The 13,769-nt window shown below is 60.6% G+C and carries 13 protein-coding genes; 2 read left to right on the forward strand and 11 right to left on the reverse strand.

Annotation, left to right across the window (positions count from 1 at the left end):
- Positions 1-78 precede the first annotated feature (78 nt).
- From J4E00_RS12275 to J4E00_RS12285, 3 genes are all read right to left on the reverse strand, one after another.
- Positions 79-3,258 carry a PAS domain-containing hybrid sensor histidine kinase/response regulator gene (locus J4E00_RS12275; RefSeq protein ID WP_208175434.1) on the reverse strand — a complete coding sequence of 1,060 codons (3,180 nt, stop codon included), beginning with the start codon at positions 3,256-3,258 and terminating at the stop codon, positions 79-81.
- A 408-nt stretch (positions 3,259-3,666) separates the two neighbouring features.
- Positions 3,667-4,050: a DUF3037 domain-containing protein gene (locus tag J4E00_RS12280; protein ID WP_208175435.1), complete on the reverse strand. Its 384-nt coding sequence runs from the start codon at positions 4,048-4,050 to the stop codon at positions 3,667-3,669.
- On the reverse strand, positions 4,028-4,822 hold the full coding sequence (locus J4E00_RS12285) for a HipA family kinase (RefSeq protein ID WP_208175436.1): 795 nt from the start codon (positions 4,820-4,822) through the stop codon (positions 4,028-4,030). Before J4E00_RS12285 ends, J4E00_RS12280 begins: the two co-directional genes overlap by 23 nt.
- 273 nt (positions 4,823-5,095) lie before the next feature.
- Here J4E00_RS12285 and J4E00_RS12290 point away from each other — a divergent pair, with 273 nt between their 5' ends.
- Together J4E00_RS12290 and J4E00_RS12295 are read left to right on the forward strand one after the other, a co-directional pair.
- Complete coding sequence (locus tag J4E00_RS12290; RefSeq protein WP_208175437.1) at positions 5,096-5,365, forward strand: ATP-binding protein; 270 nt, start codon at positions 5,096-5,098, stop codon at positions 5,363-5,365.
- 68 nt (positions 5,366-5,433) lie between these two features.
- The gene (locus J4E00_RS12295) at positions 5,434-5,853 is read left to right on the forward strand and encodes a response regulator (protein WP_208175438.1); all 420 of its coding nucleotides are present in this window, start codon (positions 5,434-5,436) and stop codon (positions 5,851-5,853) included.
- Positions 5,854-6,188: 335 nt separating this feature from the next.
- On the opposite strand, the gene J4E00_RS12300 is transcribed toward J4E00_RS12295, so the two are convergent.
- From J4E00_RS12300 to J4E00_RS12335, 8 genes are all read right to left on the reverse strand, one after another.
- On the reverse strand, positions 6,189-7,661 hold the full coding sequence (locus J4E00_RS12300) for a serine hydrolase domain-containing protein (RefSeq protein WP_208175439.1): 1,473 nt from the start codon (positions 7,659-7,661) through the stop codon (positions 6,189-6,191).
- A 61-nt stretch (positions 7,662-7,722) separates the two neighbouring features.
- Positions 7,723-8,565, reverse strand: coding sequence for a DUF4097 family beta strand repeat-containing protein (locus J4E00_RS12305; RefSeq protein WP_236049720.1), 843 nt, complete (start codon positions 8,563-8,565; stop codon positions 7,723-7,725).
- 18 nt (positions 8,566-8,583) lie between these two features.
- On the reverse strand, positions 8,584-9,453 hold the full coding sequence (locus J4E00_RS12310) for a DUF4097 family beta strand repeat-containing protein (protein WP_208175440.1): 870 nt from the start codon (positions 9,451-9,453) through the stop codon (positions 8,584-8,586).
- Entirely contained in the window at positions 9,401-10,315 is a 915-nt protein-coding gene (locus J4E00_RS12315; protein WP_208175441.1) for a HEAT repeat domain-containing protein, read from the reverse strand. Before J4E00_RS12315 ends, J4E00_RS12310 begins: the two co-directional genes overlap by 53 nt.
- A 10-nt stretch (positions 10,316-10,325) precedes the next feature.
- Positions 10,326-10,919, reverse strand: a complete 594-nt coding sequence (locus tag J4E00_RS12320; RefSeq protein WP_317196617.1) for an RNA polymerase sigma factor — start codon at positions 10,917-10,919, stop codon at positions 10,326-10,328.
- A gap of 126 nt (positions 10,920-11,045) precedes the next feature.
- Complete coding sequence (locus J4E00_RS12325) at positions 11,046-11,744, reverse strand: hypothetical protein (protein ID WP_208175442.1); 699 nt, start codon at positions 11,742-11,744, stop codon at positions 11,046-11,048.
- 247 nt (positions 11,745-11,991) lie between these two features.
- A complete protein-coding gene (locus J4E00_RS12330; RefSeq protein WP_208175443.1) occupies positions 11,992-12,759 on the reverse strand; it encodes a DUF4097 family beta strand repeat-containing protein in 768 nt (255 codons plus the stop codon).
- Positions 12,760-12,904: 145 nt separating this feature from the next.
- Positions 12,905-13,765, reverse strand: coding sequence for a zf-HC2 domain-containing protein (locus tag J4E00_RS12335; RefSeq protein ID WP_208175444.1), 861 nt, complete (start codon positions 13,763-13,765; stop codon positions 12,905-12,907).
- Positions 13,766-13,769: the final 4 nt, after the last annotated feature.

Here is a 13,769-nt window from a genome sequence, read left to right on the forward strand (position 1 = left end):
AAGCGAATGGGCATTGGCAGACCAAAAACAGCTGTCGATGCCCGGCAAAGGTACTTCGGGCAGCAGTCTGCCCCGCTCCTACCCGCCCTCCTTGGCGCGGTAGCCGGCCGTGGCAGCGCCCCGCGTAAGCTGCAGAAGCAGCTGACAGAGGTCAGCCTCTTCAAAAGGCTTCGTAACGCAGCCGTTCATCCCAGCGTCCAGATAATGCTGGCGGTCGGCGTCGAAGGCATTGGCTGTGAGAGCAATGATGGGCACCGCCGCCCGCTGGGCATTGGGGTGCCGGCGAATAGCCGTAGTAACCTCCACCCCGCTCAGGCCGGGCATGCGGATGTCGAGTAGCGCTGCGTCAAAGTCGTGGGCGCTGAGCTGGGCCAGGGCGTCGGTACCAGTGCCGACGGCTTCTACCTGCACGCCCCAGTATTCAAGCAGTACGCGGGCAATCCACTGGTTCACTGCGTTGTCCTCGGCCAGCAGCACGCGCAGGCCGCGCAGGCCTTCGTAGCTGGTCGGCGCCGGTGGCTGGCTGGCCGGTGGCGCTTCGGTAGCCCGGGGCAGGGTGAGGGTGAACGAGAAGATGGTGCCCGCACCGGGCCGGCTGCACAGGCGGAGCATGCCGCCCATCTGCTGCACCAACTGTTCGCTGATGGCCAGCCCCAGTCCGGTGCCACCAAAGTGCCGGCTGGTATCGGAGCTGGCTTGGGCAAATGATTCGAAGATACGCTCCTGCTGCTCCGGGGCAATGCCCAGGCCAGTATCCTGCACCCAAAAGCGCAGGCCGATGGTTTCGGGCGAAGTATGTACCACGGCGGCACCGCAGCTCACCGTCCCTTCCTCGGTGAATTTAAGGGCATTGGAGAGCAGGTTGAGCAACACCTGGTGCAGGCGGTAAGCATCGCCCAGCACGCGGGTTTCGGGCAGCGGCTCTATTGTGAGCTGAATGCCTTTTTGGGTAGCCAGGGCGGCCATGGTTTGCCCGGCACTGTGTAGCAGCACAGCTACGTCGAAAGGCGCATGGTCGAGCTCCAGGTGGTGCGCCGTGATTTTGGCCAGGTCCAGTACGTCGTTTACCAGCGTGAGCAGGTGCTGGCCGGCGCGCTGCATGGTGGCCAGGTATTCCTGCTGGGCGGGGGTAAGGTCCGTTTTCTGAAGCAGCAGCGCCATGCCCAGCACCCCATTCAGGGGCGTGCGGATTTCATGGCTCATGCGGGCCAGGAATGCCTCTTTGGCTTGGGCATTGGCATCAGCCGCCTGTTGGGCCAGCTTGAGGTCGGTGATGTCGGTGCCTACCACGAGCACCTCGCGCTGGCTGCTGGTGCGGTCCAGTGGGCGAATGTGGACGTGCAGGTGGCAGGTCTCGCCCGATTTCATGATAAGCGGCAACTCAACGTCTAGGGGCTTTCGGGTTTCCATCACCTCTTGGCGCCAGGCCACCAGCTGCTGGATTTCATCCTGCACCGGCGTTTCTAGTTCCTGTAGGGGGTGGCGGTGCGAGCTGCGGACCGCCAGCGCATCGAAGGCTGCATTATTGAATACAACCTCCCCTGCCTGGTTCATCACATACAAAACGTTAGGCACCGTATCCACAATCAGGCGAATGAAATTCTGTTGCTCGCGCAGCAAGTTTTCGCTCTGGCGCTGGCGCTCCTCGGCAGCATAGCGGGCCGTGATGTCGATGCCCGAGCCCACCACCAGACGCAACGTGTCGTCGGGCGCAAATACGGCGCGTAACGTGCGCAGCACGCGCTTGGGTCCATTAGGGCCCGGTAATGTTTCCTCCCACGAGATATCCTTACGCAAGCGCACGGCCTGCTGGAAATACTGCTCCCGCATGGCCCCCATAATGGCCGGGCGCTGCCGGAATGCGAAGTATTCCGAGTTGGTCATGCCCAGGATTTGCTGGCGCACGGTGGGGTCCGAAATTGAGGAGGGATTGATAAAAAGGTGCCGGTGCTCGGCATCGAATACGGCAATATCCACCGGCAGGTAATTGAGAATGGATTCGTAGAATTCCTGCTGGCGGGCCATCTGCTCTTCGGCCTGCTTGCTGGCCGTGATGTCGATACCCGAACCAATCAGAAACCGCAGCTTTCCGTCGGCATCGAAAATTGGTCGCAGCTGACGCAGCAAAACGCCTTTTAACGGGCCATCCTCAATGGTTTCTTCCCAAAGCACCTCGCGCCGCTCGCGCACGGCCAGCTCAAAGTAGTGCCGGCGCTGCATTGCAATGGCAAGCGGCCGCTGATGATACTCGCAGGCTTCTTCGTTGGTTTTGCCCAGCATCCAAGCCCGGACGGTTGGGTTGGGCTCCACGGCCGGATTGGCAAACAGGTAGCGAAACTCCGCATCGACCACGGCCAACGCAATGGGCACCTGCTCCAGAATGGTTTCGTAGAACTCACGCTGCTCGATAAGGCGCTGCTCAGCCCGCCGCCACGCCGTGATATCGGTGAGGTAGAGGGTCACGAAAGCTTCGCCTGGCACGGCTACGGCCGTGCACAGAAAGTGCTGCCCGGCAATCAGCAATTCTTCCTGGTGCTGCCGGGCGCTGTGCAAGGCGGCATCGGCCAGGGCTACCCGGTGCTGCTGCCAGTCGGCGGGGGCCGTAGCGGCCAGGGCCTGCGCCAGCGGCTCGGCGGCAGGGTTGGCGTGCACTATCTGGCCGTAGGCATCGAGCCGCAGCACCGGGTTGGGGTTTTGCTGCGGAATGAAGGACACGGTGCGTAACTGCGCCGCTCGCCGGTGGCGCTCGGTCACGTCGCGGTAGCAAATCAGGCGGCCGGCCTGCTCGTGGTCCATCACGAGGTAGTCGAGGGCTACAATGCGGCCATCAGCCAGCGTAAATTCCTCCTGCAGCACGGTCTGGCCCTGCTCGTGCAACGACCAGGCGCGGGCCGCAAAAGCCGCCGGGTCCCGGAAGCACTCGTCAATGCGCACTATGGCGGGTGCGGCGGCGGTATCGGTGCCCACGGGCTCGGCGGGCAGGCCAAACAACTCGCGAAACTGGGCATTCATGAGCTGCGTCTGGCCATCAGGGCCCAGCAGCAGCAGGCCCATGGGCAGGTTGTTGACCAATGCCGTTAGCTGGTTCTGGCAGTGCCGATGCTGGGCGGTGGTGTTCGCCAGCTGGCTCTCCAGGTCGGCTACGCGGGCGTTGGCGGCAGCCAGGGCCGCTACCAGCTGCTCCTCGCGCGATGCACCCGGCCCATCACCTGACGGCCCAGCCCCGGCAACAGGCAAAAATGGCGGAAAGGCATCCATCGCGGCACAGATAATAAACTATAGGTCAAATCAATACCAGAAAGCTAAACCTCAACCTTTGAAGAGGAAGCAATGAGCATTTCACGCGTTTTATTTCGCGGCTGCCGGCCTGCTAAAGGTATAAGAAAGCCCGCAGATATTGGCGGGCAGAAACACGCTGGCTGCCGGTTTCCTTCCCGCGCTGGTAGTACGTAAAATGCCGCGTTGGGTGCTCGTATTTGAGCACACGCTGATGATGAAAACCCCAATTAAAATTGGCTCAAATGCGGGCATCACCCCAGCGCCTGCTTACTACCAGATTAGGGCTGCTGCCGTTGAGATTGAAGCCAGCGCCGACGGTCACGCATGCCGGCTAAGCCAGACTTTATAGAGTGGCCATGCAGCGACAAACCTGTTGCCGCTACGCGGCTACTCTACCAACTGTGCAAACAGCCGCGTCAGCGTTTCGGCCGCGTCGGGGCAGCGGCCGGGGTGCACCGGCGAGCTTTGCACCACCGTGCTGCGCGTGGCCGTGAGCCAGCGAAATCGCTCGGCAATTGGCAATTGGCCGATGACGCCGCCAGTGGCCCGGCCCCGGCAAATGCGCTCAAAAGCCTGCAAACGGGCCGTTATTTCCTCCAAATCCAGTTCCGGCGCCACGGCCCGCAGCTTGGCTTCGGGCAGCGCAAAGCGAGTTTCGAGAAAGCCCAACGAACGGCAGTACACAATGACGCCCACGTTCAGAAACTCTTCGCGCTCCACGCGGGGCACCACGCGGAGCACGGCGTACTCAAATAAGTGCATGGCGGGCATCCTGGGCTTCCTGAACAAAGGTTTCTGAGGCCGCAAGACGGGCTTCGAGGAAGCGCACGTAGTCGGCGCGCTGGGCCTCGGGCGAGGTGTCGCCGTTGGTCAGCCACTCGTCGGGCACCAGCGCCACAATGGCGCGAAGGATTTCGGGCGTGAGCCGGGCCTTGTACTCGGCATCCACGGTGGCTAGCTCGCTGGCTTGTGGCAGCAGGACGTGGGTTTTAATCTGGGGAAACAGGCGGGGGCGCGGTGCGGCCCACTCCGGGCCGGCGTGGTGCACATAGAGGGCGGCACCGTGGTCGATGAGCCACAGCTCTTTATGCCACATCAGCATGTTGGTGTTGCGGGCGGTGCGGTCCACGTTCAGCGTCAGCATATCCAGCCACACGATTTGGGAGGCCAGATGCGGTTCCACGGTGGTCACCAGCGAGTCGAAAGTGATGGCACCAGAGAGGTAGTGCAGGGCCAAGTTGCGGCCGGTGCTGCCCTGCAGCAGGTCCTGGATTTCCTCGTCGGGCTCGGTGCGGCCGAAGGATTCGTCCAGCTCGCAAAACACCAGCTCGGGCATGCGCAGGCCCAGGGCACGGGCTATTTCGCCCACAATCAGCTCGGCAATCAAGGCCTTTACGCCCTGCCCGGCCCCCCGAAATTTCACCACGTAAAGGAAGCCATCGTCGGCCTCCATGAGGCCGGGCAGGGAGCCACCCTCACGCAAGGGGGCCACGTAGCGCGTGAGGGTAACGGTGCGGAGTTCGGGGGCAGCGGTGGCCGGCATGCGAAGCAAAATGGAGAGTACAGCGACTGCAAAGAACGGCATACAGGGCGTTTTGCCCGGCGTTCTTTTTACTGTTCGGCTAACAAGCCTTGTTGGCCCTCGCCAGCCCATTGCGGTGTGCTTCGTTGAGAAGTTGTCAGAATGAAGGAGGCGGATGGAGGCGACTTTCCTAAAGCATGCGCTTATGTCAAGGCATGCTATTGTGCTTGGGAGATTGTGGGCAAGTTTAGCATTTAGCAGGAAATTGCTCAGCCCGTAGCCCCGACCGACCTAGTGCCGGTTATTGAGGACGTGCAACAGGACCTGCAGCCGTTGCTGGCCGAAACCGGCGGGCAACTGCAGGTGAACGTGGCAGAATGCCCCACGCTGGTGGTATCTGAGAAGAACCTGCGCAGCATTCTGTACAACCTGGTCAGCAATACGGAGGGCTCGGGCATTGGCTTGTATATGGTGAAGAAGATGGTGGAAAATGCGGGCGGTACCATTTCGGCGCAGAGCCGCCCGGACCAAGAATCTGTGTTCAAGGCCTTGTTTCCGGCTTAGGCGGCGCAACTACCAGCCACTTCGGCCGTACCAATGGCCAGCCGGCTTACCACGGCTACCCACCCACTATGCCCCAACTTTCCAGCATTATGTTGGTGGACGACGACACGACCACCAACTTCCTGAACGAAACCCTCATCAAGCGCCTGGGCATTGCCCAGCATCTGCACGTTGCCGAAAACGGCGCCGAGGCCTTGCAAACCCTGCATCAGACCTGCGTGCCGCCCAGCAACAGTTGCCCCAACCTCATACTGCTAGACATGAAAATGCCCATCATGAGCGGCATTGAGTTTCTGGAAGCCTACGCTCAGTTGCCGCTCGCCCGGCAGCAAAGCATTGTCATTGTGATGCTCACCACCTCGATGCTGCCGAGTGACATGGAGCGGGTGCAGCAGCTGCCCGTGGCGGGGGTGCTGAATAAACCCCTTACCAAGGAGAAGCTTCAGGCCGTGGTAGCAGAACATTTCGGCGAGGTATCGGCGAGTTAAAGCGGTTTCGGCATCAATGGCAAGTAGCGCGAACTTTCAGTTCGTGTCCCCGCGCCGCTTAGTAGTTCTTCCAAGACGCGAACTGAAAGTTCGCGCTACAGCCCGGCCGGTACGTGGATGCCGAAACGGCTCTAAAGCAGGCTTCAGGCTGGAGTCTGTTTCCTAGTCTGACGACACGTTCAGCCAGTTAATGCAACACGCTGCTGTTCAAAAGGGCACCAGTCCAAGACGCACTTTGTGGTCCCAACACCGAGGTGCGAATTGCGGTAAAGCAAACGGTGTATCGGCAATCAGGTCTTTCGCTCCCGCCTGATGCGCGGGATATCAGTCCAGGCTTACAACGCGCCGAGTTTGCGGAGATGCGCCACAGCATTGTCGTTCTTCGGATTCAGGGTCAGGGAGCGGCGGTAATTTTCGATGGCCTGCGGCTTGGCACCGGTGCTTTCGTAAGTTTCGGCCAAGCTGTCGTAGGTATTCCACCCCTTGGGGAATAGGCTCACGTTCAACTGGAACAACGCCAGCGCCCGTTGCGGCTGGCCTTGCCGCAGTTCGCGGTAGCCCCAGGTATTCACGTAATCCTCGGTGAGGTGCAGCTCGGGATGCTTCTTTTTTACGGCCGCCACCACGTCGGGAGCATGGTCATAATTACTAGCAGCTAGCGCCTGCCGGAGCGCTTGCAGAGCGGGCGGCACACCATACAAAGCTTCCTTAATCTGCTCGGCGGTGGCACCCAGGCTGCCCTGTGTGTTCTCATCCGACTCGTTGGCCAGCAGCACAATGCCGTATTTCAACTCCGGATAAAGCTCGCAGTAGCTGGCGTAACCGAAGGTGCCGCCCGAATGCTGGAGCGTCCGCTTACTATCCACCGTCTTTTCCAGGTTCCAGTTGAAACCGATGGCCTGTTCGTCGAGTTGGCCCCAGGTGGGCTGGTGGGCCAGCACCACGGCTTTGTCCGACTCGGCCAGCTGGTATTGCAGGTATTTCACCAAGTCGGCCGGGGTGTAGCGCAGGCCTCCGGCCGCCAGCGCAGTTTCTATGGTGATGTTGGGCATGGCAGTGCCTTTCCCGTCATAGCCGGTGGCTTTCGGGCCCGTACCCGTCGGCCCGGCCAAGTGCAGCGGCTGGTTGATGTAGCGTGCCAGCAGGTCGGCGCAGGACGTTTTATACACGCTTTCCAGGATGTAGGCCAGCAACTGCGTAGCTACGTTGGAATGGCGCGGCAGCAGGCCGGGCACGGTGTCTAGGCGGGCTTGGTGCAGGTCGGCCAGGAAGTTCTGCTTGGTGTAGCCGCGCATGTTTTTCACCGCCAGAAAAGCCACCGAATCAGGGTTGGCGCGCCGGAATAGGTTTTCGGGCAAATTATCCGGCAGCCGGGAAGTGGTATTGGCCAGGTGCACCAGCTTAATGGGCTGCCCACCGAAAGCCAGGTTCGGGTAAGCCCCCGGCAGGTATTTGCGGATGTCGTCGTTCAGGTTCACTCGCTTCTCCAGCACCGCGTGGGCCAGCAGCAGGCTGGTAAACGTCTTGCTGATGGACCCAATTTCATACACCGTGTTTTGCGTCGCTACCTGTGCTTTCCCCTTCTCCACAGTTCCGAAATTGTAGAAGTAGGACTGGCCATTCCTGAGGATGCCAATGGACAGGCCTACCCGGCCCGGCTGCTTCATAAACGCCGTCCCTAGCCGTTGCACCACGGTGTCCATTCGGGCTTTTGCATCGGCCGGCGGCGCGGTTTGCACCTGTCCGGCAGCAGTTCCCAGCGTTAAGGCCAACAGGCTAGTGAGGGTGAGAAATCGGATAGCAGGCATGCGAATGGCAGATTGAATTTATTTCGGGAAGCAATGCTGAGGGCTAATGAATATGGCCCACTTATTTGGCCTTGCGCAGGTAGATATTGCCATTGAAGGTTTTCATCGTTACTTCGGCACCGCCGCCGTTGATTTTGCCGTAGGTCCAGTCATCGGTGCTGAGGCGGGAGACGCCGTTTTGGGCAGAGCGGGTCACTTTGGGCTGGCCCTTGCTCAGGGCCACATCGAAGTCGCTGTAAACGCTGCCTCGTTCCGATTTCATTTTGAGGGCAGCGCTGGCACTGGCAGGCAGCGTCACATCCACCTTCCCATTGAGGGTGGAAAAGGCCATGGGCGCACCGGCAGTTATGCTGGCAAATGTGGCGATGAGGTCGCCATTTACGGTATTGGCGACGGCAGAACCGGCCACTTGCAGGAGCTTGATGTCGCCGTTCACGTTGGTTACTTCCAGCTCGCCGGCCACATTCTCAACGGATATGTCGCCTTCGTTCACAGTGCTCACTTTGAGCGAAAAATTCCGGGGAACCTTGATGGCCAAATCAATCGGGCCTTTCCAGGATTCGGTGCTTATTTCGACGTGGTTGTTTTTCTCTTCAGCCGTCAGGTTAAGGCTGTTGCCGGCCGGAATCCGCCGCAGGCCCGTGGCCAAAGCGGGGGTGGCTGTACGGTTTTTGCTAGGCCGGGCCGTGGCATCAATCACCACGTCTTTGCCGCTGTAGCTCGTCACCTGAATGCTGCCGTGCACGAGGCTCACTTCCAGCGAACCCGGCTTGCCAGGTGCGCTGAGCGCCACGGTCAGTTGCTCCTTGGTGGCATCCTGCGCCCGGCCCGGCAAGGCTGTGCCAAGGAGCAGAAACACCACGCCAATACACCAACTAATTTTATTATGAAGTAAATACATCATTGTCAAAGAAATAAATTGTTACTGTTTGGTAATGGTCACGTCGCCGTTCAGGGTTTCGAAGCGCAGGTCGGGGCCGCCTTTGCCGATGCGCACGGCCGTGTCTTTGCTGAGTTTGTACACCGTGCCATCGCCTTGGTTCTGCTTGTTTTTGGTAACCTGCACCGGCAGCATTTCCGCGTTCGGAAAATCGGTGTAAAACTCGCCGTGCATGCTTTTGAAGTGCAGGTTGGCCCCGAGGCTGGCCGGGTACTGCACCTTAATCTGGCCATTGATGGTGTGGTACGACGACGCACCGGGCGGATTGGCCGCGTAGGCTGCCTCCACATTGCCGTTCACGGTGTGGGCCTGGGTGGTGCCCTTCACGTTGCGTAGCGTGATGGGGCCGTTCACGTTGCCGGCGTTCAGCAGGCCGGTCACGTCCTGCACCAGCACCTTGCCGTTGTTCACGGTCGAAACGTGTAGATTGAGCTGATACGGCACTTTCACCACGTAGTCGATATCGTAATTGTAGTCGATGTGCACGTGCTCCGAACGGTTATGCTCGTTGTGCGGGCGCGAGTCGTAGGGCGCGGCCATGTACACCACCACGCTGTCGCCGTGCTGCGCAAAGCCCAGCTTCAACTCGCTTTTGCCAAGTGCCAGGGTCTTGGCATCGTTGGCACTGATGGTTTGGGTGGCTTCGACCAGGATTTTATTGCCCGCGTAGCCCTGCACGGTCACCGAGCCGCTGATGTTGTAGAGGGCCAGCGTGCTCCGCGCAGCGTCGGCCGTCAGCGCAAACTCACGGCTGATTTTCTCTTCCGATTTAAAGCCCTGGGCCCGAAGGCAGCCGCTGTTACACAGCAAGAGCAGGGCGCTCAGCCCGAGGGAAAACATGCGTTTGGTCATGGCGCTGGGGAGTGGTTGCGGGCGCGGCGGGCCGGCCGGTTGATAAGGTTTGAATGCTTTCTTCGATTTTGCTTTTCACGGTGCCGTCCAGGTTGGCTTGTTTCAGCAAGGCCCGCAGCTGGGGCAACGAGCGGTGCTCCTGTAGCTGCACCATCACATCGGCCAGGGCCGACTGCACCAGCGGCGACTCCTGCTGCGCCAGGGCGTGCACCAGGCCCAGCCGCACGGTAGGGTCGGCGGCCAGCGGAGCCAGGGCCTCCAGGGTGGCCAGCCGCACGTTCACATTGTCGTCGTGGTTGAGGGTACTGAGCAGGGCATTTATCACCTTGGCATCGGCCGCGCCGTCCAGCTCCTTGGTGTAGCTCACGGCCCGCAGCCGCTCGGTGGCCGAGGGGTTGTCGATGAGTGTCAGCAGCATCACCTGCCGCATTTCGCCCACCTGGGCAGCTAGGGTAGCAAGCTGCTGCTGGTCGGCGGGGGTAGTTTTGGGCTGGTTGTTCAGCCAGTAGCCGCCCACCGCACCCACCAGCAGCAGGGCCAGGCTGTAGGCCAGCCGCAGGGCCGGCTGCGGGATTTGCAGCTCCCGCAGCCACCGCCACAGGCCCTTTGGCGAATACTTGGGCTCCGGCGCCAGCGTGCTCTTAAAGTCGGCCAGCATGGCGTAGAACTCCGGACGCAGGTTGGGGCTGGGCTCGGGCGTGGTGGCTTTGCCGAGGGTGCGCCACACGCGCTGCACGGCTTCAAGCTCGGCGCGGCAGCTAGTGCAGCCGGCCAGGTGCGCGACCAGCTCGCTATGCTCCGGCTCCGGCAGCTGGCCACTCATATAGTCGGCCAATTGGTCTTGGGTGGATTCGCAATTCATATACTATCGGTCAATTTTCAATGCGCAGGTAGATGGTTTTGAGCTCCTTCAGGGCGCGGTGGGCGCGCACCCGTACGGCTCCTTCGGTGGTGTCCAGCACCTGGGCTATTTCGCCGTATTTCATTTCCTGAAACCGGCTTAGCACCAGCACCTCGCGGTTTTCGGGGCTGAGGCGGGCCAATGCCTGGTGCAGCACCAGCACATCCTGGGCCTGCTCTAGGCCTTCGTCGGCAAGGTGGCCGCCGCCGAGGTAGTCGGCCACGTTGGCCACATCGGTGTGGTAGGCAGCGTGGCGGTTTTTCTTCACATGGTCGGCCAGCACGTTGCGGGCCAAGTGGTACATCCAGGTCCGAAACTCGCCGTCGGCGGAATAGGTGTGGCGGTACTTCAGCATGCGGTAAAACACATTCTGCACCAGGTCCTCGCTCGCGGCGCGGCTGCCGCCCAGCATGTGGTAGAGAAAGCCAAGCAAGGCGCGGTGGTGGCGCTCAAAGAGCAGACCCATCCGGTCCACATCCCCGGCTTTCACCCGTAGCATCAGCGCGTTATCCGTAAGCGAGTCCAAGCCGATAAATGGGTTGTTAGAGTATTCAGCAGTAGACACCGCGCTAATCGGAGAACGTTACAGGCCAGCGCATACTTTTTTTCGGGCACTGCCTAAACGCAGGGCTCCCCCGACCACCTCCCTAAGATAGGAAGACGGCCGGGGGAGCCCCGCGCGGCAACAAACCTACTTCCGCTTGCGGAAATACACGTCGTTGCTGATGGATTCGAGCTTCACCAGCGGGCCGCTGCCGCTGAGGGTGCCGTGCAGCTGGTAGCCCACAATGGGATTCTTGCGCTGGGCGGTGCTGAAGGCAATATCCTGGTCGGTATACACCTCGCCGGTGATGGTTTTGAGCGACAGCTCGGCGCCCTTATTGGATGGCCAGGCCACGTCCACGAAGCCACTTAGCGACTTGGCCTCGATGGCATTGGTGAAGCCCACGATGTCCACGTTGCCGCTGTAGGTGTACACGTGCAGGGCTACGTCGGCGGGCAGCGTGATTTCGTAGCTGATGTCGTCGCACACCTGCTGGCCGTACCACACGTTGTGGTCGCCGTGAGAGTTGGGGCAGTCGCCGGGCTGGGCTTGCTTCAGCATTTCCTTATCAAAATCGGCGGTTACCTTCAGCTCGTCGCTGCTGGGGTCGAGGGCAATTTGCAGGGCGTCGTTCAAGCGGTTGGAATTGATGCTGACAGTGGCCTTCATCGTCATCTTGCCCGCTGCGCCCGGCCGGATGCGGATGTTGCTGGCCTGCTTTAGGTTGAGAAATACGCGCTGGCCGGCAGTCAGATTCGCGGTTTTTTCGATTATTTTCTGGGCCGAAGCTGACTGGCTGCCAACTGCGGCGCTCACCAGCAAAAGGAGAAAGAAGAACTGGCGCATTTTTAATGCTTAATGGTTAGTGATTAACGATTAATGCCGATAAAAAAGAACAGTCATGCTGAACGCAGCCGAACCGAAGGTTGCCGTAGGCAAGCCACTCTACCGCTTCGCTGCTTATTAGTCACTCACCAACCCAAGCATCGAATTGCACAGTTATCATTCGTTGCAGCAAATGGTTTACTGTTGCGGTAAAGCAGCTTGCCTACGACCTCGGTTCGACTACGCTCGGCATGACGTTCTTAATCCGTTATTTCGCTTTACGAACGTAGATATCACCGCTCACCGTCTTGAGCGACAAAGCGTTGCCACCGCCGTTGATGCTACCGTCCACCACCTGGCCGCCGATGTGCTGCATGTTGTCCTGGCTTTTCAGGCTCAGGTCGAAATCGGTGTAGATTTCACCGGATATCGAGCGGAGTTTCAGGGTGGCTTTGGAGTTGGTAGGCATGCTCACGTCCACGTCGCCGCTCACTGTTGAGATGGAGCTGGGGCCCTGACGCATGGGTGCAAACCGCACCTGGATGTCGCCGCTCACGGTGTTGGCCACCACGGGGCCGGCCACGTTTTTCAGGCTGATGTCGCCGCTGGTCATGCTTACTTCCAGGTCGCCGCTCACGTCGCGCACCACCAGGTCGCCGCTACCGTTCCAGCCGGCTTGTTTGAACTGCACGGCCGCCGCGTGCGGCACCCGGATGATGTAGCTGGCGTCCTTGCGCGAGGCCCGCGAGATGCGGACCGTGTTGCCGTCCTGCGTCACCGCCAGGCCCAGCTTGGTGTTGTCCACCGCCGAGTTGTAGATGGGACGCAGGCCCTCGGCCCGCTTCGGCGGCTCCTCGAAGCCGTCGCCTTTTATCACCAGCTCGTTGCCGTCGATGCCTTCGACCACCACGTCGCTGCCCTGCATGTCGACGATGACCTTCGGGTCTTTGCTGTTGAGTTTGGTTCTGAATTCCTGAGCGTGGCTTGTGTGGGTCAGCAGCAAGCCTGCGAAGGCGAATAAGAGGACTTTATTCATGGTATTGGAGTATAATCGAGATGAGAGGCAACCGGGCATAGGGCGCGGGGCTTGTCCCCGCCCGTCGTTGCACGGGCTGCGGTTGAATCGTTCTGGCGGCGGGCGAGGACAAGCCCCGCGCCCTACACCAAGTTGGAGAAGTTTATTAAATCAGTTTGCCAATGCCGGCTTCGGCCTGGGCGCGCACCACGGGCAGGGCATCGGCCTTCTTGGCGAGGCGCTGGAGCTGCGGCACGGCACGGTGCACTCGCAACGATACCACCATGTCAATCAGCGCAATCTGCACGTTTGGGTCGGTTTGGATGGGGAGCGAGTTGGCCAGGCCCTCGCGCACACCGGGGGCATCGCGCAAGCGGTAGAGGGCTTCGCAAGCGGCCAGCCGCACGTTGGGGTTGGGGTCAAAATTGAGGGTATTAAGCAGCACCTGCACCGTGTTATCGTCGGCCTGTGGTGCTTTGGTCGAGTTCGTGACCAGCTGAATCCGGTCGCTGGCCGAAACCGTGCGGCTCTTCGAACCATTCAGCGCCTGGGCCAGCTCGACGTGGGCGGGCTTCTCGGGGTTGGTAGCGGCCACGTTGCCATTGCCAGCGTTGCCCCAGTGCAGATTGCGACCAAGGAACACGCCACTGGCAATCAGCACGATGCTGGCAGCCACCCGGAGCCAGTTGCTGGCCACCGCCGTAGGCCACATCGACACCACTTTGGCTTCCGGTTGCACCGGAGCTTGAATAGGTGCAGGCACGTCGGCTTCTGGTTTCAGCAGTTGCTTTTGCTGCTCCAGCATGGCCATAAAGTTGGCGCGGAGGGCGGTGCGGGGGATTTCGGGCAGGGCCGCGTCCAGGTCATCGGAGAGGGCGCGGAGCTGGGTAACCTGAAGCTGGCAGTTGGGGCAATTGGGCAGGTGCGCGGCCACGCGCTCGGCCTCGGCGGCCGGCAGGCTGCGCTCGACGTAGGCTGGTAGCAGGGCTTCCAGCTCGTGGCAGGCAGAGAATTCGGTCGGTTTCATATAG

The sequence above is a fragment of the Hymenobacter negativus genome, from assembly GCF_017571495.1.
In the GTDB taxonomy this organism is placed as follows: Bacteria; Bacteroidota; Bacteroidia; order Cytophagales; family Hymenobacteraceae; genus Hymenobacter; species Hymenobacter negativus.